This window comes from Pseudorhizobium marinum (assembly GCF_000705355.1).
Classification (GTDB): domain Bacteria; phylum Pseudomonadota; class Alphaproteobacteria; order Rhizobiales; family Rhizobiaceae; genus Neorhizobium; species Neorhizobium pelagicum.
Genome location: NZ_JMQK01000014.1, coordinates 1 through 25,606, shown reverse-complemented (window position 1 = coordinate 25,606; position 25,606 = coordinate 1). Strand labels below are relative to the sequence as shown.

25 protein-coding genes are annotated in these 25,606 nt (G+C 61.9%); 9 read left to right on the top strand and 16 right to left on the bottom strand.

All coding sequences use genetic code 11. The features are described from left to right. Nucleotides 1-152: 152 nt before the first annotated feature. From EO99_RS0116565 to EO99_RS0116530, 7 genes are all read right to left on the bottom strand, one after another. Nucleotides 153-1,205, bottom strand: a complete 1,053-nt coding sequence (locus EO99_RS0116565) for a sn-glycerol-3-phosphate import ATP-binding protein UgpC (RefSeq protein ID WP_029619732.1) — start codon at nt 1,203-1,205, stop codon at nt 153-155. After that, nucleotides 1,205-2,053 (bottom strand): sn-glycerol-3-phosphate ABC transporter permease UgpE, encoded by an 849-nt coding sequence (gene ugpE, locus EO99_RS0116560; RefSeq protein ID WP_029619731.1) that lies wholly within the window; start codon nt 2,051-2,053, stop codon nt 1,205-1,207. The genes EO99_RS0116565 and ugpE overlap by 1 nt, the downstream gene beginning before the upstream one ends. A gap of 9 nt (nt 2,054-2,062) precedes the next feature. Beyond that, nucleotides 2,063-2,944, bottom strand: a complete 882-nt coding sequence (ugpA, locus tag EO99_RS0116555; protein WP_029619730.1) for a sn-glycerol-3-phosphate ABC transporter permease UgpA — start codon at nt 2,942-2,944, stop codon at nt 2,063-2,065. A gap of 69 nt (nt 2,945-3,013) precedes the next feature. Further along, on the bottom strand, nt 3,014-4,324 hold the full coding sequence (gene ugpB, locus EO99_RS0116550) for a sn-glycerol-3-phosphate ABC transporter substrate-binding protein UgpB (RefSeq protein WP_029619729.1): 1,311 nt from the start codon (nt 4,322-4,324) through the stop codon (nt 3,014-3,016). 477 nt (nt 4,325-4,801) lie between these two features. Next, complete coding sequence (locus EO99_RS0116540; protein ID WP_029619728.1) at nt 4,802-5,173, bottom strand: hypothetical protein; 372 nt, start codon at nt 5,171-5,173, stop codon at nt 4,802-4,804. 569 nt (nt 5,174-5,742) lie between these two features. Then, the gene (locus EO99_RS0116535; protein WP_029619727.1) at nt 5,743-6,174 is read right to left on the bottom strand and encodes a type II toxin-antitoxin system VapC family toxin; all 432 of its coding nucleotides are present in this window, start codon (nt 6,172-6,174) and stop codon (nt 5,743-5,745) included. Next, complete coding sequence (locus EO99_RS0116530; RefSeq protein WP_029619726.1) at nt 6,171-6,422, bottom strand: FitA-like ribbon-helix-helix domain-containing protein; 252 nt, start codon at nt 6,420-6,422, stop codon at nt 6,171-6,173. The genes EO99_RS0116535 and EO99_RS0116530 overlap by 4 nt, the downstream gene beginning before the upstream one ends. A gap of 216 nt (nt 6,423-6,638) precedes the next feature. Here EO99_RS0116530 and EO99_RS28580 point away from each other — a divergent pair, with 216 nt between their 5' ends. From EO99_RS28580 to EO99_RS0116510, 4 genes are all read left to right on the top strand, one after another. Further along, entirely contained in the window at nt 6,639-6,968 is a 330-nt protein-coding gene (locus EO99_RS28580; protein ID WP_408002875.1) for a ribbon-helix-helix domain-containing protein, read from the top strand. Further along, entirely contained in the window at nt 6,860-7,153 is a 294-nt protein-coding gene (locus EO99_RS28235; protein WP_328286604.1) for a type II toxin-antitoxin system RelE/ParE family toxin, read from the top strand. Before EO99_RS28580 ends, EO99_RS28235 begins: the two co-directional genes overlap by 109 nt. A gap of 274 nt (nt 7,154-7,427) precedes the next feature. Then, complete coding sequence (locus EO99_RS0116515) at nt 7,428-7,688, top strand: type II toxin-antitoxin system prevent-host-death family antitoxin (RefSeq protein WP_029619725.1); 261 nt, start codon at nt 7,428-7,430, stop codon at nt 7,686-7,688. Beyond that, complete coding sequence (locus EO99_RS0116510; protein ID WP_029619724.1) at nt 7,678-8,100, top strand: hypothetical protein; 423 nt, start codon at nt 7,678-7,680, stop codon at nt 8,098-8,100. Before EO99_RS0116515 ends, EO99_RS0116510 begins: the two co-directional genes overlap by 11 nt. A 155-nt stretch (nt 8,101-8,255) precedes the next feature. Here the strand turns inward: EO99_RS0116510 and EO99_RS27855 are convergent, their stop codons facing one another. The 9 genes from EO99_RS27855 to EO99_RS0116470 form a co-directional block, all read right to left on the bottom strand. Continuing rightward, on the bottom strand, nt 8,256-8,411 hold the full coding sequence (locus tag EO99_RS27855; protein ID WP_162179318.1) for an antitoxin VbhA family protein: 156 nt from the start codon (nt 8,409-8,411) through the stop codon (nt 8,256-8,258). Nucleotides 8,412-8,497: 86 nt separating this feature from the next. Beyond that, on the bottom strand, nt 8,498-10,720 hold the full coding sequence (locus EO99_RS0116505; protein WP_051679913.1) for a cellulose synthase: 2,223 nt from the start codon (nt 10,718-10,720) through the stop codon (nt 8,498-8,500). An 8-nt stretch (nt 10,721-10,728) separates the two neighbouring features. Then, complete coding sequence (locus EO99_RS0116500; protein WP_156034849.1) at nt 10,729-11,775, bottom strand: glycosyl hydrolase family 8; 1,047 nt, start codon at nt 11,773-11,775, stop codon at nt 10,729-10,731. Next, the gene (locus EO99_RS0116495) at nt 11,772-14,234 is read right to left on the bottom strand and encodes a cellulose biosynthesis cyclic di-GMP-binding regulatory protein BcsB (protein WP_051679912.1); all 2,463 of its coding nucleotides are present in this window, start codon (nt 14,232-14,234) and stop codon (nt 11,772-11,774) included. Before EO99_RS0116495 ends, EO99_RS0116500 begins: the two co-directional genes overlap by 4 nt. Next, nucleotides 14,231-16,411 carry a UDP-forming cellulose synthase catalytic subunit gene (gene bcsA / locus EO99_RS0116490; protein WP_029619720.1) on the bottom strand — a complete coding sequence of 727 codons (2,181 nt, stop codon included), beginning with the start codon at nt 16,409-16,411 and terminating at the stop codon, nt 14,231-14,233. The genes EO99_RS0116495 and bcsA overlap by 4 nt, the downstream gene beginning before the upstream one ends. A gap of 70 nt (nt 16,412-16,481) precedes the next feature. Further along, nucleotides 16,482-17,432 (bottom strand): cellulose biosynthesis protein BcsN, encoded by a 951-nt coding sequence (gene bcsN / locus EO99_RS0116485; RefSeq protein ID WP_037112244.1) that lies wholly within the window; start codon nt 17,430-17,432, stop codon nt 16,482-16,484. A gap of 706 nt (nt 17,433-18,138) precedes the next feature. After that, a complete protein-coding gene (locus EO99_RS0116480; protein ID WP_029619718.1) occupies nt 18,139-18,369 on the bottom strand; it encodes a hypothetical protein in 231 nt (76 codons plus the stop codon). Between the two features lie 346 nt (nt 18,370-18,715). Continuing rightward, the gene (locus EO99_RS27185; RefSeq protein WP_210165086.1) at nt 18,716-18,907 is read right to left on the bottom strand and encodes a hypothetical protein; all 192 of its coding nucleotides are present in this window, start codon (nt 18,905-18,907) and stop codon (nt 18,716-18,718) included. A gap of 131 nt (nt 18,908-19,038) precedes the next feature. Then, nucleotides 19,039-19,845 (bottom strand): IclR family transcriptional regulator, encoded by an 807-nt coding sequence (locus tag EO99_RS0116470; protein WP_029619717.1) that lies wholly within the window; start codon nt 19,843-19,845, stop codon nt 19,039-19,041. 580 nt (nt 19,846-20,425) lie between these two features. On the opposite strand from EO99_RS0116470, the gene EO99_RS0116455 reads away from it, so the two are divergent. The 5 genes from EO99_RS0116455 to EO99_RS0116435 all read left to right on the top strand — a co-directional run bounded on the left by EO99_RS0116455 (nt 20,426) and on the right by EO99_RS0116435 (nt 25,466). Beyond that, on the top strand, nt 20,426-21,553 hold the full coding sequence (locus EO99_RS0116455; RefSeq protein ID WP_029619716.1) for an iron-containing alcohol dehydrogenase: 1,128 nt from the start codon (nt 20,426-20,428) through the stop codon (nt 21,551-21,553). Further along, nucleotides 21,553-22,338 carry an SDR family oxidoreductase gene (locus tag EO99_RS0116450; RefSeq protein WP_029619715.1) on the top strand — a complete coding sequence of 262 codons (786 nt, stop codon included), beginning with the start codon at nt 21,553-21,555 and terminating at the stop codon, nt 22,336-22,338. The genes EO99_RS0116455 and EO99_RS0116450 overlap by 1 nt, the downstream gene beginning before the upstream one ends. 110 nt (nt 22,339-22,448) lie before the next feature. Continuing rightward, nucleotides 22,449-23,414, top strand: a complete 966-nt coding sequence (locus EO99_RS0116445) for a tripartite tricarboxylate transporter substrate binding protein (protein WP_029619714.1) — start codon at nt 22,449-22,451, stop codon at nt 23,412-23,414. Nucleotides 23,415-23,492: 78 nt separating this feature from the next. Continuing rightward, nucleotides 23,493-23,963, top strand: a complete 471-nt coding sequence (locus EO99_RS0116440) for a tripartite tricarboxylate transporter TctB family protein (RefSeq protein ID WP_029619713.1) — start codon at nt 23,493-23,495, stop codon at nt 23,961-23,963. 9 nt (nt 23,964-23,972) lie between these two features. Next, nucleotides 23,973-25,466 carry a tripartite tricarboxylate transporter permease gene (locus tag EO99_RS0116435; protein WP_029619712.1) on the top strand — a complete coding sequence of 498 codons (1,494 nt, stop codon included), beginning with the start codon at nt 23,973-23,975 and terminating at the stop codon, nt 25,464-25,466. The last annotated feature ends 140 nt before the right edge of the window (nt 25,467-25,606 follow it).

The following is a 25,606-nucleotide window of genomic DNA, read 5'->3' as shown; positions in this document are numbered from 1 at the left end:
TCTGGCGAAGCGAGGGCGTGGGGGTGGGTCTGGTGGACCATCGTTGATCTGCGCAACGCCGGGCGTCCCCCGCAGCTGGCATGGCAAAGGCCCGCGCGGGGAGCCGCCGGGGGCCTTTGCCGCTGTCGCACCGGCTGCGACCGACCGGCCGGTCAGGGCAGTCGCTTGCCGGTCTCGTCGAACATATGGATGTTGGCCTGGGCAGCGGCGATGCGGATGGTCTCGCCGATGCCAAGCCGCGTGCGGCCGGACACCCGCAAGACGATGGGACTGCCATCGGCGAGCGAGGCGTGGACGTAGCTTTCGGCTCCGACCAGTTCCACCGCATCCACCTGCACCTGCCCGGAAAAATCCGCAGGCGAATTGTCCTCGGCAATCACGATATCTTCCGGCCGGATGCCCACGGTGTCGACACCGGCTGCCACGCCGGAGCTCGTGGCAAGCACCCAGCCGCTGCCTTCAACCGCCTTGCGCTTGAGGAGGTTCATCGACGGCGAGCCGATGAAGGTCGCGACAAAGGTTGAGGCGGGCCGCTCGTAAAGCTCGATGGGCGTGCCGACCTGCTCTATGCGGCCGCCGTTGAGCACCACCAGCCGGTCAGCCAGCGTCATGGCCTCCATCTGGTCATGGGTGACGTAGACGCTGGTGGTGGCGAGCGACCGTTGCAGTCTGCGGATCTCGACACGCATCTGTACCCTGAGCTTGGCGTCAAGGTTCGACAACGGCTCGTCGAAGAGGAAGGCCGCCGGCTTGCGCACGATCGCCCGGCCCATGGCCACGCGTTGCCGCTGGCCGCCGGACAGTTGGCGCGGCTTGCGGTCGAGGAACGGCTCGATCTCCAGGGCCGTCGCAGCTTCCAGGACGCGCCGGTCGATCTCGTCTTTCGGCGTGTTGCGGTTCTTCAGGCCGTAGGACAGGTTCTGGCGGACGGTCATATGCGGATAGAGCGCATAGTTCTGGAAGACCATGGCGATGTCGCGCTCGGCAGGCTCCAGAGTGTTGATGACGCGGCCACCGATCGCGATGTCTCCGGAGGAGATCCCTTCGAGGCCGGCGATCATGCGCAGCAGGGTCGATTTCCCGCACCCGGAGGGGCCGACGAGGACGATCATCTCGCCGTCGGCGATGGTGAGCGACACGCCCTTGATCGCTTCGATATTGCCGCCGTAGACCTTGCGGACATTCTTGAGTTCGATTTCGGCCATTATTTTTCAGTCTCCACAAGACCTTTGACGAACCAGCGCTGCATCAGCACGACGACCAGAACGGGCGGGATGATGGCGAGGATCGCGGTAACCATGACGTAGTTCCACGGCGTGGACGCGTCGGTGAAATCGACCATGCGCCGCAGTCCGATGATGATCGTGTTCATCTTCGCGTCATTGGTGACGAGCAGCGGCCAGAGGTACTGGGTCCAGCCGTAGATGAAGAGGATCACGAAGAGCGCGGCGATATTGGTCTTCGAAAGCGGCAGGAGGATATCCTTCATGAAGCGGAAGGGGCCGGCATTGTCGAGACGGGCGGCTTCCACCATTTCTCCCGGGATGGTCAGGAAGAACTGGCGAAACAGGAAGGTTGCCGTCGCCGAGGCCATCAGCGGCAGGGTCAGGCCGGCATAGCTGTCGAGCAGGCCGAGATCGACGATCACCTTGTAGGTCGGCAGGATGCGGACCTCCACCGGCAGCATCAGCGTGATGAAGATCATCCAGAAGAAGCCCATCCTGAATGGGAAGCGGAAGAACACGATGGCGAAGGCCGACAGGAAGGAGATGATGATCTTGCCGATTGCAATCGCCATGGCGACCACGAAGGTGTTGAAGAGAAGCCGCTCCAGGCTGACGCCGACGACCTGCTCGACGCCGCCGGAAAGTGCGCCGGAATAGTTCTCGAGGAACTGGTCTCCGGGCAGCAGCGACATGGGAGGCCGGATAATGTCGATCGACGACATCGTCGAGGCGATGAAGGTATAGTAGATCGGGAAGGCCACGACGATGATGCCGAGCACCAGCACGAGGTGGCCGAGCAGTGTCGCTATCGGGCGATTTTCAATCATGACCGGACCTCAACCATAGTGCACCTTCTTCTCCACGAAGCGGAACTGGAAGGCGGTCAGCGCAATGACGATGATCATCAGCACCACCGACTGCGCCGCGGAGGACCCGAGATTGAGGTTCACGAAGCCGTCGTTGTAGACCTTGTAGACCAGCGTTTCGGTCGCCTTGGCCGGACCGCCGCCGGTGACGGCATGGATGATGCCGAAGGTGTCGAAGAAGGCATAGACCGTGTTGACGACGAGCAGGAAGAAGGTCGTCGGCGCCAGCAGCGGGAAGACGATCGTCCAGAACCGACGCGCACCCCTCGCCCCGTCAATGGCTGCAGCCTCCAGAAGCGACTTGGGGATTGCCTGCAGGCCGGCGACGAAGAACAGGAAATTGTAGCTGATCTGCTTCCAGGCGGCGGCCGCCACCACCAGCGTCATCGCCTGGTTGCCGTCGAGCAGCGGATCCCACAGGATGCCGTTGCGGCGCAGCAGATAGGCGAATGTTCCCATCGCCGGGTTGAACATGAACAGCCACAGCATGCCGGCCACGGCCGGCGCCACCGCATAGGGAATGATCAGGAAGGTGCGGTAGAAGCCGCGCCCGCGGACAACGCGATCGGCAGCCGTTGCCAGGAACAGGGCGGTCCCCATGGCCACCGCGGCCGTTGCCACGCTGAAGACGAGCGTCACCTGCAGCGCGTGCAGGTAGTTCGGATCGGTGAAGATCGCCTGGAAGTTGGAAAGGCCGACAAAGGCGCTGCGCAGCCCGAAGGGATCCTCGCGCATGGCCGACTGGTAGAGCGCCTGGCTTGCCGGCCAGAAAAAGAAGATCACCGTCAGGACGATCTGTGGGGCGACCAGGAAATAGGGAAGGATCTTGTTGGGAAAGACGACGTTTTGCAAAGCATATGCCCCCGCCAGATGAGAAGACCGCCCGGATCGTGATCCGGGCGGCATTGCGAGTGCATTTTCTTAGTTGCCGAGTGCCTGCTGGATGGCGGCATTGCCGCGTTCGACGGCCTTGTCGAGTGCCGCCTTGGCATCCTGCTGGCCGGCCAGCATGGCTTCGAACTCCTCGTTCAGGATGTCACGAACCTGCGGCAGGTTGACGAGGCGTACGCCCTTGGAGTTTTCGGTCGGCTCCTTGCCCATCATCTGCTGGATCGGCGTCTCGCGCCCCGGGTTCTTTTCGTAGAAACCCGACTCCTTGGTCGCGTTGTAGGCTTCCATGGTGACCGGCAGATAGCCCGACACCTGATGCAGGCGGGCCTGGATTTGCGTCTGCGACAGGAAGTTGAAGAACTCGGCGATACCCTTGTATTCTTCGTCGCTCTTGCCGCCGAAGACCCAGAGGCTGGCGCCGCCGGGAATGGTGTTTTGCGGACGGCCGTCGCCCTCGTAATAGGGCAGCTGGCCGATGCCGTAGTTCATGCCGCTCTTGACGATGTCGCCCAGCCCGCCCGAGGATTCGGTCAGGATGGCGCATTCGCCGGAGAGGAAGAGGTTCTTGGCTTCAGAGGTGCGGCCGCCGTAGCGGAAGACACCGTCCTTGGCGAGGTCTGCAATCGACTGGAAGTGCTCGACGAACTGCGGGGAATTGAACTGCAGCTCGACATCGGTGTCGGCGAGACCATTCTCGTTGTTGGCGTAGGACAGATTGTTCCAGGCGGCGAAATTCTCCGTCTGGATCCAGGTCAGCCAGGTCGAGGTATAGCCGCATTCGGCAGCGCCGCTGGTCTTGATCTTGCGGGCCGCTTCCCAGACTTCCGGCCATGTCTTGGGCGGGTTTTCAGCGTCGAGGCCTGCCTTCTGGAAGATGTCCTTGTTGTAGTAAAGGATCGGCGAGGAAGAGTTGTACGGGAATGACAGCATGGTGCCGTCGGGCTTGGAGTAGTATGCGACGATGCCGGCCAGGTAGTTGGCCTTGTCGAATGTATAGCCACCCTTCTGGAGCACCTCCGCGACCGGCATGACGGCGCCCTCGGCGCTCATCATCACGCCGGTGCCGACGTCGAAGACCTGGATGATCGCCGGCGTCTGCTTGGCGCGGAAGGCGGCAATGCCGGCATTGAGCGTTTCCGGGTAGGTCCCCTTGAAGACCGGGACGATCTTGTAGTCGCTCTGCGTCTCGTTGAATTCCTTCGCCAGCGTATCGACGACCTCGTTGTTGGCGCCAGTCATGGCGTGCCACCACTGCAGTTCGGTGACGGCAAGCGCGCTTGACGCCCAAAAAAGCGACATGCTGGCTGCGGCTGCCGAAGCAGCGATTATCTTCGTGGACATGGTTCCTCCCCTTTGCCACTCAACCTTGGTCTTGCGCGGACCCAACCTCGACGGCCACCTCCTCCAGGTTGATGCCGATAGTTGAAGCCTCAAATCAGCTAAACCAAATTTAGGTGTGATGACAATGGGAGATTTCCACTTGCGATGTGGACGACGGGGCATTTGGCCCCGCGGGGCGGCGCGGCGGGCGGATCCGGCGGTCAATGTCAGCGATCGGGATTTTTGTGCCGTCCGCTCGGAACGTGTCGCCGTCCACGACGCAGGTGTCTCGGAGGCGGCCGCCAATAGCTACCTTCGGAAATCGCTTTAGAATTGCACTCAGGGGCTCAGGCTTGCGGGGGCTTCCACGATCGACCGTATCGTCATCTCGCCCAGGTTCCGCAGCAGGAGGCAGGACAATTCGGATAATCCCTCCCTATTCAAGGTGACCAGCAGCTTCCGGCTCTGGTACAAAACGCCCATACTTTGGATGTTGATTCAGGGAACGAACGACACTCGTACCAGATCGTTGTCCGCTGGAAATAGCGATGCGGGAATGTCATTGTTCTCCCGGAACAATACTCCGTCGACGTCCACGGCACTGACAAACGAAATGGAGTAGGAAAGACCGAAGCCATGAACCGCTTTCCATAGCTGTGCAGCCTCAGGGTTGTTGTGCTTCATGGCCATTCGACGTTTTGAATAGCACAACTCGACAAACGCATTGCAGTTGACATCACCGCCGAAATTTTCGCGCGCTTCGATGAAGATTTTCCAGACTGATGCTGTTGTGACCAGGACGGCGTCGAACCTCAGATGATCAATGTAGAGGTCTCCGCCGTCCGGAAAATCCGGAACTTGCAATGTCAATGTTGATTCCCTTTATCGAAACAGAGGCGCTGCTGCGGGCATGCCTTCCACCAGCCCAAGGTAGAAATGAAAGCCGCTGTCTACGGCAGCTTGTACAAGGTCAACGCGGGATGTCTCGGCCCCATGCGCTGATACGATAGGCGACACAGACTGGCCGCGAAAGACGACGGCGGAGCCTGGCGGGAATGACCCAGCCTTGGAGCTTTCCGGACAATACTGCAGTTCCACGCACTCTTTTCAAGTCAGGCTCCTGGTTTCCGCCGACTTCAGACTGAATTCATAATACCCTTCCGCAAATCTATCAGGCTGGCCTGGCTCGCATTGAAGCCAGCATTGTTCCGCAACCATTGGATGAAACTCTTCGTTTTCGCTGCCGGAACTGTCGACCCCAAGCGCCTACAATAGCCAAGCCCCCTGGAACCAAGCCGAAGGCCGCTCCATCCGTGCTTGTCACCGAAGGCCAGCAGATGTCAGACGTCCGCTCAGGCTGCACTCGAGGCGTTTCTGAACACGTTACAGCTCATGCCCCGTAGCCTCTTGCTCTTGGCGGGATTTGAACCGACGGCGTCTTAGTCTATGTGCGGACCATTCCACGGATTGATAACTTTCAATCCAGCTGCCTTGAACGGGCTTGTGCCTCTCGTTGCCACAACTAGACCTCTCTCCGCAGCTGTGGCCGCAATTAATCCATCGGCTATACCGATCGCTTTACCGGATACTCGCGCGCCTACCATCAGTTTAGAGTAAAGCCCCGAGGTGCTTAGGGTGAAGGGCAGAATACGCTCAAGAAAATGCGGTAGCACCTCATCCTCAAGGCGGCTGCGGAGGATGGTTCGACGCCGCCCGATGGGCATTGATTCGATGCCAAACCGAAGCTCCGCAACTGATATAGCAGAGATGAAGAGCGTTTCGATTGCCTGGTCGTCTAACCAGGCCACAACCTCTGCAGCAGGAGCCGGCTTCCACGGCTCTGATATCACGTTGGTGTCTATTAAGATCATTCGAAGGTCATCGGTTCAGCCGGCGTCCTGTGGCGCTCTTGCAAAGCTTCGACCTCGCTCTCAGACAGGTCGGCTTCTCGACCGATCTCCACGAGCAACGACCCGAGCTTTACGCGCTGAGACGGGCGAACAGCGGCCTCGAGGATGTCACGAATTTCCGCCTCAGTGCTCCGGCCATGATGAGCTGCTCTCACACGCAATGCGCGGTGGGTTTCATCAGAAAGATTCCGAATGGTGACTGCTGGCATCCTCACGACCTCATTTAGCCGACGGCAATGATATCAACTTAATGTACATGATATCATTGTCAAGTGACTCTCGGAGAGGAAACCCAGCAACGATCTTACCACTCGGAGCCTTTGGTGGTAAAAATTGCTACCACTCCTTTGGAGGTCATCTATGCCAAATGTTGAAAAGGTCAGCGTTTCGATGACACCGAACACGCCGAGGGATTGCGTGACGCTGTGAACAGTGGCGCTTTTGCTAGCGCAAGCGAAGTTGTTCGCGAAGCCATGCGTGGCCGGTCGGCCAAATGGATGCAAAAGCGCGAAGATGTCGTCAAGCTACGTGCGATGTGGGAAGAAGGCAACGCTAGTTGTCCCGCGGTCGAAGTGGATCTTGATACGGTGTCGGATGAAGCATGCCAGGAAATAGCATCTGCGCTCCCCACGCCCGTTAAGCTTTTTTGGACACCGAAGGCGCGCGCCGACGTCAAGAGCGTCTACATCGAAATGGGGAAAGAGCAGCCGCGAAGCGGGGCTTCGCCAATTTTCGCCGTGGGGCGGAATTGCTGATCGAGCACCCGCGTTTGGGCGAGCGTCACCCGGAAGTATTCCGAACGGCTCGGATGTTGGTCGAAGGGCCCTATGTGATCCTCTATGAGATAAGGCCCGACGCCGATGACGGCCCTGTTGGTACCGGCGAGATCGTCCGAGTGGTGGACGGACTGCGTGACCTCTCCACGCTGGCTAAGACCTGACGGGATGAAGGCAAAGTACCCAACTGCTCTTGATGGGCTACGAACCAACGACCTCACCTCGAGGATGGATCGGGAAAGTATTACTGGCGAAATTATTTTGAATGTAAAAGCGATATCGGGGTTTTGGACCGGGTTGACCACGGTTGTTTTCCCGGCTGAGCTTCCTGGTACGTCAATGAAGCGTGGGCCATCACACATTTCGGCGCTGGCGTGGGCGAGCATTGTAAATCCAGAAAATATTGATAATATGGAAATTTGCAATGGAGGCTCGGATATGCGCCAGTTCACGACAGGTGATCTTAACAAACAAGTGGGCGACGTCACCGACGCTGCCAGCCGCGAGCCAGTGGTCCTAACCAAGCACAGGAAGCCGCGCTTTGTCCTGATGAGCTACGATCATTACGAGCGTCTACGCACCGGCGGTGATACTCGCGCAGCTCATCGTGCGTCTGAAATGCCTTTGCAACATTTAGACCTGTTTGAGGCGGAGATCGATCGACTGTCGCGTGGCGAAGGCTATGGCGATGAACCGTGATTTTCTTCCCGGTCAAATTATCGCCTACCCGTATCTCTGGGCCTGGCAGAACGAGCGTGGAGAGACGGAAGGCCGCAAATCGCGCCCGACCTGCGTCGTCGTCGCGGTCCGCGGGGCCACAGACGGCCTCACGCATCTTGCTCTGCTTGCCGTGACGACGCAGCCTCCGCAGCCAGATCGGGCCGCGATCGAAGTTCCTGAAACAGAAGCTCGTCGAGCCGGGTTGAGCGACTTGAAGCGCTGCTGGGTGATGATCGACGAATATAATTACGATGTTGCCGAACGATCCTGGTACATCGAGCCTGATCAGAATATTCTCGGCCGTTTTAGCAAGGCATTCATGATGAAGATCGCGTCTTCGTTCGGTGAAGCCTCTAGAAAATCGGGACGCCGGGTCAATCGAATCGAGTAAGCTTTACGGTGATGGAGTCTGAAATCTCTGAATGCCTTGAAGGCGCATCGCATTAAATCTTGGGTAAGGCCGAACGCCACAGAGGACGCCACCTGAGTGCCTACTGGCTGCATCAATTTCCAGCTGTCAATCACGTTTCAAGCCGACCAGCCTTCTTATCGCATTTCTTCAGAAGTGATGTCGCCCGAAACGTAACGAGCCACTGCTGCTTCCAAAATCGGGTCGCCGTTGTACCCCGCACGCATGGTTGCAGCCTGAGCCTGATTTGCAGCTTTCTTCCGGGCTGCGCCATGAGGAATCGCGCGCGGCATCGAGAACCGCGCCACAAAGGCTCGGCCCTGCGCGGTCGCGCTACAGGGCCTTGCACTGTGCACGCTTCCAGCCGCCGTTCACGCCATCAATTCAGACCGACGGCTGCCTTGGCATCGGCAAGGCCACGGCGCGCATCGCGGTTGCCCGTGGTGGCGGCGGCTTCAAACAGGCGCAAGGCGTCGTGCGGTCTGCTGAGGTTCATGTAGCTATAGGCGCGCAGCACCAAAAGGTCGACCGGCTCCTGCTGCACCTGCGCCCGCTGGTCGAGATAGAGCAGCGCCTCGCGATATCGGTCGGACTGAAACGCCTGGACGGCGCGGTCGGCAAGGATGGAGGCCTGCAGTTCACGCGCCCGAGTAGAACTCATGGGCGCCTGGGTTGCCGCGACGGCCGCACGATCGGTCAGTCCGACCCTGAGATAGGCGAGGCTCTGTCCGTAGGCGGCGTCTTCGCGGATGTTGCGGTTGCCGCTGGAGAGTGCGGCGTCAAAACTTTCGGCGGCTTCGAGCGGGCGGTTCAAGTCCATGAGACACCAACCGCGTTGAAGCGCTGCCGGCGCCGACAGACGGGCAGGATCGAGGCGGTTGGCGCAGGAGGCAGGCCGCGCAGAGTGTACCACCGCCGCGACCGGTGCTGCGGTGGCGGCCGGCGCTGCCTGCATTGCGACGGCAGCCCCTCGTGGACGAGCCGCCGGCTCACCGGGCCGAATGGCGGTTGGAGGTCGCGACGGGCGTCCATCAGCGGGCGTGGTTGCCAGATCGGCGATGCGCGGCGACTGCGCTGCCCATTGCTGCTGCAGCTTGGCAAAGCCTGCCCTATCGTTCAACTGGAGCCGCGTCAGCGCAAGCCCGTAGGCGGACGCTTCGTCCTCCGGCGCCCATTCAAGCGCCGTTTCAAACCATTGCACCGCCGTCTGCGGTTGATCGAAGGCGCGGGCATACCAGCCGAACTGCTGCGCCGAAGGTGCATAGCGCTCGGCAATCACCGCCTGTGCCATCCGCGTCAATATTGCCTCGTCGATCGTCGCGGGCGGATCGATCGCCAGGAAATTTGCCGTTGCAGCCAGATAGGTTGCCGTCGCGTCTTCTGAAGCCTCACGCCAGGGGTAGAGCACCGCTTCCGCCTCGGCTGGCTTGCCCTGCTGCAGCAGCGTCAGCGCCAGGCCTTGGGATGCATCGGCGGTATCGTCGCGCTCGCGCGCGCGCCGAAACCAGACCGCTGCCTCATCGGCGTCGTCACGCCGGAGATAATACCACCCCAGGAGCAGGGCGTCGGAGGCCGGACCGTCGCCACGGGCCGATGCCTTCAGCCGATCGACGTCGTCGGGCGCAACTGTCAGCGACGGGTCCTCATTGGCCTGGGCCACGAAGCGACGGGCGAGATCGTCGCGGATGCTGTCGAATTCACCGGCGCCGCTTTCGGTCTGTTTTGCAAGCGCGAGAAGCGGCTGGACGCGATCGTAGGGCAATGCCGCGGCAGCCTTCTGCAATGTTGCCAGCCGCTCCGCCGGATCGGTGCAGGTCGTCAGGATATAGCGATAGGCATCCACTGCACGCTGTGCACGGTCGGTACTGGCGAAAGCCTCGGCCACGCGCCACAAGACATCAACCTCGCTGCAGTTGAGAAGCAGTGGATTTGTGGCGCCGAGGTCGATAACGGTCTGATATTGCTTCAGCTGCGAGGCGTTGACAAGGCGGCTGCGCGCTTCGGCGATGTCCAGTCGCTCCAGAAGATCGGCCGGCGGCTCCCAGGCGGGTTCGGCGGCCTGCCGCTCGGCGATCGCCTTCCTTACCTGCGCGTACCGGCCCTGTGCATAAAGCGCCCACATGCCTTCCAGCTGTCGATCGACGTTTTGGGGAACGGCAAGCGGGTCGGCAGGCGGTGTCCAGTTCGGATAGAGCTGCCGCAGGCGTGCGATTTCCGCGGCCAGCCGCGCCGTGTCGCCCTGTGCGGCAAAGTATCGAAGCGCCGTCTCGTCCACCTGAGCCGGTGCCGGCTCGGCTTGCGTTTCGGCTGCGCCTGCGTCGGCTGCCTCGTCCTGCTCCATCTGCGACAGCTGGAAGGGAACAATGGAGCCGGCCTGGACCAGGCGCTCTGTCTTCGCCGGTGTCTGCTGCAGGGCCCGGATGTCGCGTGCCAGTCCGTCCAGACCCGCCCCGTCGGTTCCCTCGTCTGCGACCCGTCGGATATCGGTCGGCTTGCTGATGCTGCCGGTGTCAGCTGTCGCCAGCCAGGAGGACACAATGCCGGTCTCGTTCGACTGCGTCATGAACAGACCTGCAGATACGGCAGCGGAGACCATCAGCATGGGCAGTTTCAGAGACACGACGGATGTTTCTCCACGATATATGCCAGGCCTAGCAGATGGAGTGTGGCCGGATAGTACAACTGCGACGTCAGCTCGCGGGCAGCCACGGGTACCGCCCTGCCTTCGCCAACACAGGCCAGAATATGGTTAACGAACTGATAACCCGGATCCTCCAGCCTCTCCTTCGCCTGGCCGCTGGGAAGATCGATGATGGCGGGCGTGCCGTTGATCGTCATTGCCTGCAGCATGCGCTTCGCCAGCTCGATATGCTCCAGTGACGCGCGCAGCAGATAGAGCGGAATGCGGATCGCGTTGTAGCCGAACTCGGCCGCAAACCCTTCCGCCGGCTTTGGCTGCCTGGCAAGGCTGACCCATTCGGCCGGCAGCTGTCTTGGTCCGAACTGCATCTGGGCGATGAGGGCGAGACCGTCTTGCTGAAGTCTCGACCAGCGATCGGACGGCGCGAGGATCGCCATGATCGGGAAGGATTCAAAGATCCAGTAGGAAGGATTGATGACCGGACCATCCGTACGCTCGCCTGCGTCGAAGCCTTCGGCCGCCGGCAACAGCAGCACCCGCCCGCCGCTTTCGACCACGACGTTGTCGAGGATGGCGTGCGCAAGGGCCGCGGCGCTTGCAAGGTAATCCTCCCGCTCCCAGGCCGCCCCGGCCATCGCCAGCGCATAGGCGATGAGGAGATCGCCATCGGAGGCGTTGTTGACGTCGGTGACGTGCGGTTGGGCGCCGGGGTCCCACTTCCAGGCGGTCAGCCCGTCGTCACGGATCATCAACTCCGTCTTGGTGAAAGACCAGATCTGCTCGAAATCCGACGGGCTGTTGGCGAAGAAGGCAAGCAGCAGGCCGTAGCCCTGGCCCTCGCTGTGACTGATCCCGCCATTGGCGTTATCGACGATCCGGCCGCTCGCATCCAGAAACCTGGATGTATAGTCCTGCCAGAGCGATGGCCCGATCGAACCTTGCTGCGCCGCCGCAGGCCCGGTCGCGGCGAGCAGCCCCAACAGCGTCAGCATCGAGATCAACGGTTTTGCAATCATCTGCGCCTCCCCAGCCATCGTAGCACGGTCGCTGTCGTGACACCGAGCAGGCAGGATGCAACGACGATCGCCAGTGCATAGGACAGAAGGTTGCTCGACAGCCAGTTGCTGGCGATCAATCTGTAGTTCTGCAGCGAGGTGTCGACCGGCGGCAGGAAGGACAGTTGCCGCGCCTCCTGAACCGCTACCGTGTCTGTGGCGCGCGCGTAGCTGAACACCCGCCCCTCGACCTGCTGCCACACATCCTGGCGCGCCATCTCAGCTGTGGCAAGCCGCAGCTCCTGGGGACTGGGCGCAATCAGCGCCGTCCAGAGACCGTTGCCATTGGGACCGGGCCCCTGTGCAATCAGCAGGTCGTCGTCCGCATCCGGCTGGAAGGCTGTCTCGCTTGCGGGGAGAAACCGCAAGGCGCCTTCCGAAAGATCAAGCCTTTCCTGCAGCCATTGCCGAAATGACGTGACCGTCTGGCTCAGGAAACCGCCCTGCAGGCGACCGCGCCAGGCCTCTATCGACTGGACTGTGCTGCCGGTGGTCGGGCCTTCGCCGTTGGCCGGATTCCATCCGGCGGCAAGATCCGGATCCAGGTTCAACTGAGTCAGGACATTGACGGGAAGTTGCCCGGCCGAGCCGATGTAGATCGCGTTGCGCCCACCCACCGCATTGGCCGCTGAGACGGGTTCGATGGCGATGGGGGCGCCCGAAACCTGCGCTGCCTTGCCCAGGAAGTTCGCGGCAGCCGAAAGCATATCGGCGTCGATCCTGTCCATGAAAAAGGCCGCCGGCTGGTGCTGCCGGCTGTAGGGAAAACCGGTCCCCGACAGTGCGGCGAGATTCGGCGTCTGGCCGATCCGTGCGTACCCTGGTATGGCAAAGACCGAGCTATCAAAGAGCGCGAAGCGGGGTTCCGTCGAGGCATTGCTTCCCGGCGCGCATGCCTCGTCGGCCCTGGAAAGAAGCACCGCTTCCACCTCTATCCGATTGATCCCGGCGCGTAGGTGCCGCATCGTCATGCGGATCGGCGCCTGTCGCAACAGGCCGCCGCCCTCCTCGGTGATGGGCACTGTCGAGGCAATATTGCCGTTGACATAAACGTCGATGTGGCTGCCGGCCGCCACCGACGGGCTGTAGGCCGCATCGAGCAGAAGCACCGCCTCGCCGTAGGCTCCGGCGTAAAAGTCGGAGGGAACGGCAATGTCGAAGCCGGTGCGCAGACGCCGCCCGGAAAACTCGACAGTGGGAATTCCGAGGCGACCAAAACCAAGGCGCTCGCCACCGAAGACGAACGGTGCATTGGGTCGTTGCCACCGATCGGTCGACATCGATTCGCGCCGGAGCGTGGGGGCGTGCGCCAAAGGGGCAATGAACGACTCGACGGCGCTTGCAACCGCCGACCAGGTCGGCCCGCTGATCACCATGACGGGTCCGGCGCTGCCGGGCGCCTGCGTCATGCCGCTGACGGGACCGGTTTCGGCACCGGGCGGCAAAGCCGGCAGGACGCCAGCCAGTTCGGCTGCCGTTCCAACCGCCACGGTGATCTGCCCCGGCGCCCCGATCTGCTGCGGCATCGCCTGCTGAAAAGAAAACCGCGGGTTGGGCATGCCGCTCATGATCGCAAGTCCCTGAGATAGCCGCAGCAGCGGCGCCAGTTCCTCCATGGGGCCGATCGAAGGAACCACCATCTGGAAATGGGTGCGCCCGTCCGCGTCGGGGCCCAGGGCGTTGACCGCTTCGAAGGCGGAGCTCACCGGCGCCAGATTCGGTGCGAGCTGGAGATAGGTCTGTGTGCTATCGATCTGCGTCCACAGATCGTAGGTCGAGCGGATGTCACAGTCGGTGCGGTGCCTTTGGTTCGCGACCAGTTCCACATCGTTGTTTCCGGGGCGCAACAGCCCGGGCGGGATCGACCAGCGAATGGATTTCGTGCCGTTCGGTGCGCTGATGTTCTCCAGGCCAATGAGCCTGTTGTTGATGAAGAGCTCAAGGCGCGACGATTCGGGAGCAACGACGATGGCGCTCTGATAGCCAAGCGTGAAGGACAGGGCAGCCTGCGCCTGCTCGGCGGTGAGGTAGACGGCCCAGGCCCTGCGCCCGTATTCCCCGCTCAGCGCCAGGGTTTCGGACGGAATGACGTAGCGACGGGCGCCGGCCGGTTCTGCGAGAGACGGCGCGGTGGCCGCGGGCTGCGGCTCCGGGCGCCGCCCAGGCTCGCTCTGTGTCGTGTCCGTTGCCGGCTGTTGCGGCGCGGGTGGAACCTGCGCAGGGACTTCCTCCTGGCGCGCGCCCGGTGTCGCGGAGACGTCCGGGGGCACGGGGATTGGCCGGGGCAGCCGGGGCAGCGCCTGCGGGCTTGCCGGACGCTCCGGAGACATGTCGAAGGGTGCCGGCTGCGCAGACAGGGTGCCGCAGAGGCTGAGGCTGCAGACAACCGCCGCAGCACAGGTGGCAAGGCGGTTCATCATCGGTCGCCTCCCTGCTTCACTGGCCTGTTGCCGCCTTGCCGACGCACGAAGTATGCAAGGCCGCGACTTGTCTGGTAAAGCGCCATGCTGAGGAACATCAGGCTGCCTTTGACGATGCCGGGGTTCTTGCGTCGCGATTCCTGAAACTGCGACCATTGCCGGGAATTGGCAAAGATCAGGTCGGCAATCCACCGGTGGTCCAGGGGGCCCGCCGGCTGATACTGAACCCCGATCACCGTGAGGTCCCCCGAGGGCTCGACGCTGCGGATGGTGATCGGCAGGGTCTCCATGCGTGTCATCCCATGCGGCTGAAAGCGCAACAGCGCGGTCTTGCCTCTGGTCAGGCCATGGACCTGCCTGGAAAAGATGTGAACCTGCGCGCCACCCACCGAGACATCCTCGATGGAGGCCGCAAGCGGCCGATCGTCGACCACGACCTCACAGCGCCGCTGCAGCCTGACCCGGCGCGAGGCTGCGCGTTCGCCGCGCTCTGCCACCACCCCGAGGGCGCAGCCGGCCAAGATGAGGTTGAGGATGTTCCAGCCGGTGACAACGAGGGTGATGTCGGCCTTGTAGGGCTCCGTGTAGATCCGATAGATGCCAAAGCCCGTCACGATCACCAGGATCGCGAAGATGACGAAGAAGGGGCGACTGATTTCGGAAAGACGGCTGACCGCGATCGACTCATCCTTTGCCGTCACCTTGAAGGTCGGCTTGCGCGGATTAATCATCACCGAGATGACTGCCGGTAGCAGATGGACCGTCTGTACATATTCGTAAAGTTCGGAGATCCACGGCCAGCGGAAGGAGCCGTACAGGTAGTTCTGCATCATCAGGTTCACGATCAGATAAGACAGCGTATAGGCCAGGAAATCGCCCCCCGAGGCGACAAAGATCTGCAGGTCGAAGAGCAGGTAGAACAATGGCGCAAACAAAAAGGTGGCGCGGGTGAAGGGAAACAGCCAGAAGAGCGTCGAGGACATGTAGCAGAGCCGCTGCGGCAGGGTCAGGCCGCGCTTGAAGAGCGGGAAGCGGAAGCGCAAAATCTGCATCATGCCCTGCGCCCAACGGCTGCGTTGGCCGATGAAGCTGGCAAAGGTGGCGGGCTGCAGCCCGGCAATCAGCGGCTTGTCGACATAGACGCTGTTCCAGCCTGCACTGTGAAGCGCCAGCGCCGTCTCGCAATCCTCAGTGATGCTGAGGCCGGAAAAGCCACCCGTCTGCTCCAGCGCCCGCCGGCTCAGCACCGCCGCCGACCCGCAGAAGAAGGCCGCATTCCACTTGTCGAGGCCTCGCTGGATGACGCCGTAGAACATCTCGTTCTCGCTCGGCATGGTATCGAATGTGCGCAGATTGCGTTCCAGCGGGTCCGGATTGATGAAGAAGTGCGGTGTCTGGACGAGGAACAGCTTCGGGTCCTCGGAGAAATAGCCGACCGTCTCGCGGAGGAAGTCGCGAGCGGGTGCGTGGTCAGCGTCGAACACGGCGACGAGTTCGCCGCTGGAATGCGCTAGGCCGTTATTCAGGTTGCCGGCCTTGGCGTGCTCGTTGCGCTCGCGGGTGAGATAGTTGGCGCCCAGGATCTGGCAAAGTTGTGCAAGCTGATGATGCCGCTCGCGCGCGGCTTCGGCCGATGCGACATCTGCCGAGCTGCGTTTTTGCACGGTTCCGCCGTCGTCGAGCAGCCAGATATGCAGCTTCTCGCCCGGATAATCCATGGCCTTGGCAGCGGCCAGCGTGTTGGCCAGCAGGTTTGCATCCTCGTTGTAGGTCGGGATGAAGACATCGACATCCGGCAGGTCTTCGGTCGCATCCGTCCGCGACGGGCGCGGCGGCAGGGGCATTGCCACGATGAACAGGCTGAGCGCGAGCATCAGCACGTTGTACATTTCTGCCAGATAGAGGATCATTCCGGGAACGAAATCCTGGATCTGGTCGATCGGTGGCAGTGTTTCGGTGGTGCGCCAGTAGACGTAGCGCAGCACGATCCCGGTTCCAAGCGCCAGCGAAACGAGGCGCCATGTCCCCTGCGCATTGAGGATCTTGATCGTGCCCATCAGCGTCACGACGCTGATACCCGCAATCAACTGAGCCTGGAGGCTGACGGGCAGGGTAATCAGGGCGATCTCGAGGATCGCCACGATTGCCCATAAAAATACGCTACGCGCTTTGTGCATCGACATCCTTCGGCGCCAAGGAGCCGGCCGCAGGTGCGACCGGAAATACGCCTTTTGTTGACGCCCGCCATCATGGTCGGGACGTTGAGATCGTCTCTGGCGAAGGCACCGTGACTGCGGGGCGCTTCACTGTCTCGTTCGGTTGTGCGGACGCCGAAGGATCAGCGGCTGCTTGTCTTGCGACCTGATCGGGACTCGGCACGCTTGGCCCCTTCGCTTGCGCTGGGCCCTTTGGCGCCGGCTGCGACGGCCTGGCTGGGCGGCGCGACGGATGACTTGTCATGGCCGCGGTGCGCCGCAGATCAATCCCGCCGGCGTAGCCCATCGACAGGCCACCCAGGGCCGCGCCTTCTGCGGGATAGATCGGGTAACCCGTCTTGCCCAGGCGGCTGTCGGCACGATTGGGTTCGCCGAATGGATTCCATGCCGGTCCGTCAAAGGTGCCGGTGATCGTGTAGCCGTAGACGGCGCTCAAAAGCTGCAGCTCGCCGGCGAAGGCATCACAAAGCCGCCACCGGACCTGGATCATGCCGAAGTTGCGCCCGATCCCCTGCGAGGTCGTTCCGGCACGAATTTGCTGCCAGGCATAGATGCAGGTGTCGCCAAAGGCGCTGCGTCCCGCGGCATAGGCGAAGGGGCCATAGGTGTTCTGCAGAAAGGCGCTGCGCCGCGAAAGCCGTACGCCCGGGATCGCCGCCGCCGCTTCCCGCAGGATCTCCCGCTCGTTGATTGTCCTGAACGCTGCTGACGGACCAGAGGACACATCGGCGCCGTAGAACTCGATCTTCAGATGATTCTGGCCACTGACGCGTGCGTTGGTGGCGAGAGAAATGGTCTGCTCGAGACCATTGCCGCGCGAACGCTCGACCACGCCGACGATAGCCGGACCGCCTGGCGGCGGCAGGGCAAGCGCCCCTTCGTCGGCCACCAACGAGGGAGATGGAGGCCGTGTGACGGTCCCGGTGGAACTGCATCCCGTCCCGACCGATCCGATGATCACTCCTGTGCAAACACGCAACATCCAGGTTCTCGCAGCCGACACGACACCGCCCTTCTCTTCTACCTTGGGAAAAGACGTGGCAAATCAATACGAAACCCGCCCGATCTGAACATTAGCCCCAGCTATCATTAACGGATTGTTAAAAAGCGGCGCTTCGGCCCGAATGGGGCGTCAATGCGGGGCAAAAAGGGGCGTGCCAGAAAGCGCGCGGGATCGACCAACGGTCCTGCGGCGGCGGCGGACGATCTGCTGCTGCAGCGTGCTGCCACACGGCGGAAAGCCCAGCCGCGCCGCAGGGTCGCGGACCTGTGTCGATGCGACGCTCTATCTGCGCTGTCAACGAACGCCGCTGCGCAATATCGTCTTTGACAGCCCCATGTGGAGCTGAAAAACTCCATTCCGATTGCTGTACCGATTATTGCTCAGGGAGATCGGGTGCTGGCAAGTACCGGATTGGCCATCACGCGTCGGCACTCAGCCGTGAGCAGGAGGCTTGCGGGCGCTATGCCCCGATCCTGAAGCCAGCGGCAAGGGCAATTTAGCAAGACCTCGATCGCCTGTCGAACCAGCCTGACATCTGACCGGTGGCCTGCGTCGCAGGCGCGAGACAGCGCCAAGGGCGCTGCTCAGAGCTTGGCCTGGGGGCGATGGTGCGCATAGGTCAGCCGGCAGGCTGTGCGTCCTGGATACTGGGCCGGACCTGATTTCAGCGGCAGCGGCGCTCTCCTCAGAGCATCCCGGTAAACAGCTTGCTGCTCGCAAGCAGAAAGGCTGCATCAGCAAGCTGCTGCGGATCTTCCATGCCCTTCTCGTAGAGCAGCGACAGGATGGGCAGGATCACGTCGTGGTCCAGGCGCGAGGTGACATCGGGACCGGCCGTGACAAGATCCAGTGCGGACCGGACAGCGTCAACATATTCGAGAACGGGGATGCTACCCCGACCGTTGCTATCTGCCATGAAACCATCCTCCCGACACAACCGAGATAGGGTGCCTGCTGGCGCACCGCCAGAGGCGGCGACCACGTTTTAAGCCTTCACTGCCGGCCGCGCGGACGCCTGACTCCCGCGTTCGGGACGATCGGCTAGCAAACGCGGGGAGCAGGCGGCAGGCGCTGGTCGTGGCGTCCACGTTGCAGCGGTCCCGTAATTTTTCGCCGGCCGCGGGAGCGTGGGCCCATTGATTATGGCGATTTTGCATGAGCGAACGGATCTCACGACGCGACCGCTGGCAGGCTTCTCGCCCGACGTTGCCAGCTGCAACAAGACAGTTGGTGGAACACGCAGGCTGGACAGGCTGTTGCCGTCACCATCCCTTGACGCCCGCGGCGATCGTCACGGCCTCCGTCACCTTTTTCTGAAAGACCAGACAGGCGACCGCAACCGGCATGGCCGCTGGCAGCGCGACAAACATCAGCCGGGCACAGACGACGCCAAAGGCATCATTCACCTGAGTGAGGTCGACAGGTACTGTCAGCCTATCTTCCGGCGTGACCACCAGGAAGGTTCAAACGAACTGGTCCCACGCCATGAGGAAGGTGATGATGGCCAGTGTCGCGCCAAGCGCGCGGTGACAGGTCCGCTAGACAGGGGTTTGCTGATGATGCCCCTTGCCGATGCCTCCGCCTGTTATTTCACGACCATGGCCAGTCCATTGGAGATTGCAGCAGCCGTTTCCCGGATCAGCCGAGCATAATTGGCGTGATCCTCTTCGTTGTAGCGATACAGAGGAATGCTGATGCTCACTCCGGCGACCGGTTCCCCCGATCGGTCGTAGATCATGCTTCCGAAGCAGCGGATATCGAGCTCATTCTCTTCGTGATCGTAGGAGTAGCCGCGCTCGCGCGTCTTGCGGATTTCCTCGGCAAAGGCTGCGGGATCGGTGAAGGTATACCGGGTGAAGCGCGGCAGCTCCAGAGTCGAAATGATCTGCCGTGCCCGTTCCTCCGGAAGCGCCGCGAGATAGGCCTTGCCAACAGACGTCGAATGAAACTCCACGCGGGCGCCGATCCTGGTGGTCATGCGCACGGCATTGGGACTCTCAAGCTTGTCGATATAGGCCATGCCGTTGCCGCTGGGTACAGCCAGATGGACTGTTTCGCTCGTGGCATTGCGCAGCGCCTCGATGAAAGGACGGGCAGTGGTGCGAAGATCGGAACTTTCCCAGCTTCGCGAGGCAAACTGGATCAGCCGGAAACCGAGGAGATAGGTGCCGTTGTCGTCCTGATTGACGAGGCCTTCGGCAATCAATCCCGACACAATCCGATGCGTCGTGGCGCGAGGGAAGCCTGTCACCCCGGTCAGCTTCGCGATGTCGAGCTTGCCGGGACTGTCGGCAATGGCCTGCAGGACGATCATGAATTTCGAGAACGACGCCGTCCCCTGCACCGACTGTGCAAGGGGGTTTCCGTTGCCCACGGGGTTGTGCTTGTTCATCGCCGATCGCTCATCCTCTCCAACCGCATCCGGTGAAGGTTTCATTTTGTTGTCAGTGGCATCCGGCATCAAAGCTATCGGCTTGAACCCAAATCACCAAATGTGTCGTGGAAGGCGTGCAACTGCGCCAGCCCGTCATCCTCGATGCCGTCATACCATTGCTCAAGCATGGGCCTCAATTGCGATGATGCGCAATCGCCATTTAAGCTCCCGCGGGGCTCTCGGCGAGACGCTTGCCTCTCAAGGGCGGTTGACAAAATGCGCGGCCTCGGCGACCATAAATGTGGACACGTCGCCCACATTGTGGGCGCGCTGGTGGGCTTCGTTGGAGGACGAGCCGCCGGCGATGTAACTATGCTGGGAGGCATCAATGACGGTCAATCTCAAGAGTACCTGTAGGACGTGCCCCTGTTGGGCGTGCCGATGAACCCGGATGGCTGCGCGCGAAAGGCCATAACCCCGCGTTGTTTCTCCATCAATCCCGCAAGCGCGTGCCAGCGGCCCGCAGGGCAGACCCGATGATCGGCCCGGCTCTCCCGCACGCTTGCTCTCCCCAAACCCTCTTCCTGCCGGAGCGGAAATGAACATCATCAACTACCTGACCACCATCCATTTCGGTGCAGGCGCCATCGCCTCGCTGGCAGAGACCTTGCGCGATCTTGGCGTGTCCAATCCGCTTCTCATCAGCGACCATGGCATCAAGGCTGTCGGTCTGCTGGACAATCAGGCCCTGCAATTCCTGCGTGCAGCCCCGGCATTTCTGGATGTTCCGACCAATCCGACCGAAGCTGCCGTCAGGCAGGCGCTGGATCTCTATCGCCAGCACGATTGCGATGGCGTCGTGGCGATCGGCGGCGGTTCGCCCATCGATCTGGCCAAGGGCGTGGCGCTCCTGGCGACGCACAGCGGCGACCTGGAACAATATGCGGCAATCCTTGGCGGAACTGCGAAGATCACCAGCGCTGTCGCCCCCTTGGTTGCCGTGCCAACCACCGCCGGCACCGGCTCCGAAGTTGGGCGGGCAGCCCTGATCACCTTGCAGGACGGACGCAAACTCGGCTTCATCAGTCCGTTCCTGATCCCGCGCCGCGCCATCTGCGATCCGCAACTCACCCTCGGGCTGCCCCCTTTCCTGACTGCGGCAACGGGCCTCGATGCCCTGTCGCACTGCATCGAGACCTATCTCTCGCCGCGGTTCAATCCGCCAGCCGAAGCCATTGCCGTGGATGGTTTTGCACGGCTCTGGAACGCGCTGCCAAAGGCGTTCTCGAACGGATCCGACCTTGAAGCCCGCTCCGAGGTGATGATGGGCGCCCTGCAGGGTGGGTTGACGTTTCAGAAGGGGCTTGGCGCCGTCCACGCGCTCAGCCATGCCCTCGGCGGCCTGAAGGACCTGAAGCTTCACCATGGGACGCTGAACGCAATCCTGATGCCGCCGGTGCTGCGGGTGAATGCGTCGGTGCCTGCCGCCGCCGACAAGATCAGGCGACTGGAGTCCGTTGCCGGAATCGAAGACACGTCGCTGGCGGCTGCACTCGACGTGCTGAACCTGAGGCTCGGCGTCCCGGCCAAATTGTCCGACCTTGGTGTGACGCGCGACGTTTTTGCCTGGACCTGCGAGCGGGCGCTGGCCGATCACAGCCACCAGACCAATCCGCGCGATCTGACCCATCAGGATTACGCCGACATCCTTGAAAGCGTGATGTGATGGGCAGCGCCGCCAGCCAACCGAAAACCGTCGATCGCGGCAGACCTGTCGCACTCGTTACCGGCGCCAGCCACGGCATCGGGGCGGCCACCGCAAGGCTTCTCGCGGCCGAGGGTTACGACCTCTGCATCAACTACCTGAGCGACCACGGGGCCGCCGCCCGCGTCGTTTCAGACTGCGAGGCCGCGGGCGCCACAGCCATCGCAGTTCCCGGCAACGTGGGGGATCGGGGTGACGTGAGGCGCGTCTTTCTGGCCTGTGACGAAGCGCTTGGTCCCCTGTCCTGTCTGGTGAACAATGCCGGCATCATCGGCAGGGCCTGCAGGATGGAGGACCTTCTGCCGGAGGAACTGGAGCGGACCTTTGCAGTCAACACCTATGGCGTTGTCTACTGCATCCAGGAGGCGGCCAGACGAATGTCGGTCCGCAACGGCGGCAAGGGCGGAACGATCATCAACATGTCCTCGCTGGCGGCCATGCTCGGCAGCCCGAATGAATATGTCCACTACGCCGCATCCAAGGGGGCGGTCGAATCGATCACGGTCGGCGCCGGCAAGGAACTGGCGGCAGACGGCATCCGGGTAAATGCCATCCGCGTCGGCACGACCAACACCCGCATCCACGCCGAGGGGGGAAACCCGCAGCGCCCGGCGAAAATCGCGGCCTTGACCCCAATGGGCCGTATTGCCGAGCCGGAGGATATTGCGCAGGCCGCCCTCTGGCTCGCGTCCCCGGGATCCGGCTTTGTGACCGGTACCGTCATCACCGTGGCGGGGGGGCTGTAGCGGACAAGCTTCAAGACTGGTCGGCCAGTCGTTTGAGAGGAGGAGACGACCACTGAACACAATGAGGAACCACTGACACCATCGATTTATCTGTAACTGGGAGGAAGAACATGAAAATCGCAAAAGGTCTGATTGCCGCCATTCTGCTGTCGACGACAGCCGTCCCCGCATGGGCTGACTACCCCGACCGCCCGATCACGCTGTATCTCGCCTGGGGCGCCGGCGGTGGAACCGACGCCGTGGCACGCGTGATTGCAGTCGGTCTGGAAAAGGAACTGGGGCAGCCGGTCAATGTCGTCAACCGGACGGGCGGCTCGGGCGTCGTTGGCCATTCCGCCATCGCGGACGCCGAACCCGACGGCTACACCCTTGGTCTGGCAACCACCGAAGTGAACCTGATGCACTGGCTGGGGCTGACGGACCTGGACTACAAGGTCTACACGCCGCTTGCCCTGATGAACCAGGACCCTGCCGGTGTGCAGGTGTCGGCCGATTCCGAATACCAGAATCTCGGCGAGCTGCTGGAGGCCATCAAGACGTCACCGCCGGCCACGTTTCGTGCCACCGGCAGCGGCCAGGGATCGAGCTGGCATGTGGCGATCGCCGGCCTGCTCAACGCCGAGGGCATCGACGCATCGCTCGTGACCTGGGTGCCGAGCGATGGTGCGGCCAGCGGTCTTCAGGAGCTTCTCGCCGGTGGCACGGAAATCGTTCCGTCCTCGCTCGTCGAAGCCCGTGCCTTGATCGAGGCGGGCAGGGTCAAGTCGCTCGCCTATATGAGCAGCGAACGCTCTCAGCTATTCCCGGACGTGCCGACGCTCAAGGAAGAAACGGGCTCGGACTGGGAGTTCGGCGCCTGGCGCGGCGTGGTGGCTCCGCAAGGCTTGCCTGACGACATTCGTGACCGCCTGATTGCCGCTCTCGACACCGTCTTCAAGAGCGAGGACTACCACACGTTCATGGGCGCACAGGGATTTGGCGCGACGTTTCTGCCCGGCGAAGAGTTCGGGAACTTCATGGCGACGAACGACGTGAACTTTGGTGAAACGATGAAGGCCATCGGTCTGGCCCAGTAGCCGGCTTGTCACAGAACCGGACAGGCCTGTCGCAGGACCGGCCTGTCCAATGCCCGCAATCAGCCAAGGTCCAGCGCAATGCGATTCAATGACGCCACGATCGGGGCGATCTTCCTGCTGTTGGGAGTATCTCTCGCCTGGTATTCTCATGGACTGCCCGCCATTCCAGGTCAGGACTACGGTGCAGCCACCTTCCCTCTCATGGTGGCAGTCGGATTGATCGGCTGTTCCGCCCGCCTTCTCTACTCAGGCATCCGAAATGGCGGTGAGCCATGGGTGTTCCTTGCGGACGAGGTCAAGAGCCCGCGTGCGCTGGCCGGCGTTGCCGCCATGCTGGCTCTGGTCGTCTTCTACATCCTTTTCGACCGTATCCTTGGGTTCATTCCGACAGCGTTCATCATCACCTTCGTGATGTTCCTGATCCTCAAGGTTCACCCGGCCAGGGCCGTCATCATCGCGACCGTCGCCGCCTTCGCGTGCGACTTCATTTTCAGAACAATGCTTCTCGTGCCCTTGCCGTTTGGCATCGTCCCGCGGCTGCCGTGGTAGGAGACTGACATGGACGTCATGATTCAAGCGGCCGGTCTGGTGGCGAACTGGAATGTCTTGCTGACGATCCTCGCCGCGTCGATGTTCGGCCTCTTCGTCGGAGCCGTGCCGGGGCTGACGGCAACCATGGCCACCGCCATGCTGGTCCCTTTGACCTTTTTCATGGAGCCGGTCGCTGCCGTGGGCGCCATCGTCGCATGTTCGGCGATGGCCATCTTTGCGGGAGATATCCCCGGTGCTCTGCTGCGCATTCCCGGAACACCCGCCTCGGCGGCCTACGTCGATGATACCTATAAGCTGACGCAAAAGGGCCAGGCCGAGCTCGGCCTCGGCGCCTGCGTCCTCTTCTCGGCGCTCGGCGGCCTCTTCGGAACGATTGTCCTGATCCTGGCTGCTCCGTCTCTTGCCGAATTCGCGATCAAGTTTTCCTCCCAGGAGTACTTCTGGATTGCCCTTCTGGGACTGACATGTGCCGTCTTCATGGGCGCATCGAGCCCGGTGAAAGGACTGCTGAGTCTGTTCATCGGCCTGACGGTCGCCTCCGTCGGCCTCAACAATCCGGCCGGCGTTCCCCGTCTTACCTTCGGCTCGACCGAGATGCTGGCGGGTATCGACTTCATACCGGTCATGATCGGCATCTTCGCCATTTCCGAAGTCATCCGGACGATCTTGAGCGGCGGCAGGAACTGGGACCAGGCACCCAAGACTGTCGGCAACATCTTCAGGGACTGGGGCGGCATGCTCAAGACCTATTGGCGGCAGTCCATTCGCGGCAATATCACAGGAACCGCGATCGGAATTCTCCCCGGCGCAGGCGCCGATGTTGCAGCCTACGTCAGTTATGCCATCAGCCGCCGCTTCTCCAAGACACCGGAAAAATACGGGACCGGCCACGTCGAGGGCGTGGTGGAAGCATCCGCGGCCAATAACGCCTCCCTCGCCAGTGCCTGGGTACCGGCACTCGTCTTCGGCATTCCCGGCGACACGATGACAGCGATCGTCATCGGCGTGCTCTATGTCAAGGGCCTGAACCCCGGGCCGACACTGTTCATCTTCAACCCGCAGACGATCTATGCCGTCTTCCTGATCTTCATCCTGGCAAACCTGATCATGATCCCGCTGGGGTGGGGCCTGATCAAGTTCTCCAAGAATATCCTGCTGGTGTCGAAAGCGGTGCTGATGCCGCTGATCCTGATCTTCTGCATCGTCGGTGCCTTCGCCTCCAACAACGCCGTCTACGGCGTGACGATCATGCTTATCTTTGGTGTGGTCGGTTATCTGATGGAGGAAAACGGCGTGCCGATCGCGCCTTGCGTCCTTGGCATCGTCATCGGGCCGATCCTGGAGAAGAACCTGATCTCCACGCTGATCAAGTCGCAGGGCAATCTCGTGGACTTCATCAACCGACCGATCGCCTTCGTCATCTTCATGATCCTGTGCCTGATCTGGGTGTCGATCATCGTCTCCTGGATCAGGCCCAGGAACCGGTCAGCTCCCCTCTAGGATCCAGAACCTGAACAACGGCGCGAGTGTCGACAGCCGGCAGGTAAGCGCAGAAAGGCAGCCCATGTACACGTCGATGAAGGGCTCGACCCATGAACTGGCCTCGGCAGAAATCGCCATCAAGGCCATACCGGATGATC